The sequence below is a fragment of the Bartonella eidoli genome, assembly GCF_036576145.1.
Classification (GTDB): Bacteria; Pseudomonadota; Alphaproteobacteria; order Rhizobiales; family Rhizobiaceae; genus Bartonella.
In genome coordinates this window covers 1-810 of sequence record NZ_JBAFWX010000014.1, presented here as the reverse complement: position 1 = coordinate 810, position 810 = coordinate 1, and the positions used below count along the sequence as shown (strand labels likewise).

The following is an 810-nucleotide window of genomic DNA, read 5'->3' as shown; positions in this document are numbered from 1 at the left end:
AAATTTCGCTACGTAATGGCCGCAAAGTGCGTTTGGCAATTTCTGCGTCTGCAACGGGGCAATTAATTTTAATTACCGACTTGACCGAAACACGCTTGCTGCAGTCTCGCATCAGTGATTTACAGCGTTTGTCGTCATTGGGACGAATGGTTGCTTCTTTGGCTCATCAAGTTCGTACCCCTTTGTCCAGCGCGATGTTGTACGCATCGAACCTTGCCGCGCCAAACTTACAGCCTGCAACCAAAGAGCGCTTTCAAACTAAATTGATGGATCGCCTGCATGACCTAGAGAAGCAGGTGAATGACATGCTGTTGTTCGCTAAAGGTGGCGACAATAAAGTGGTCAAGCCGTTCTCGATTGCAGATCTCGTCGCAGAGTTCTCACCTATGGTCGAAGCGGCACTGAAAAACAACCAAATTGATTATTTCCTCGAAGTTGAGCAGGAAGAGGTCACTTTACTCGGTAACGCTAATGCTATCGCTTCTGCATTGAGTAACTTAGTGATGAACGCGATCCAAATCGCGGGCAAAGAGTCACAAATTGATGTGTTCTTCCGACCAGTAAACAACGAATTAAAAATTTCGGTACAAGACAGTGGTCCCGGTGTACCGAAAGAGCTGCAAAGCAAAATCATGGAACCTTTCTTTACCACTCGTTCCCAAGGAACCGGACTCGGCCTTGCGGTGGTGCAAATGGTATGGAAAAAAAAAAAAAAAAAATAAGGGCAATCGCAATACCAAATAGGGAAAATAAAGAGCAACCATTAACAGAAAAGCTAGCTCCTCATAAGATGGTCAGCTGGTATCCAAT

The 810-nt window shown here is 45.3% G+C and carries 1 protein-coding gene; it reads left to right on the top strand.

Features of this window, described 5'->3' with window-relative positions:
- A partial coding sequence (locus V5N68_RS06105) for a sensor histidine kinase (RefSeq protein WP_332066286.1) occupies positions 1-722 on the top strand: 722 nt, incomplete at its 5' end.
- Positions 723-810: the final 88 nt, after the last annotated feature.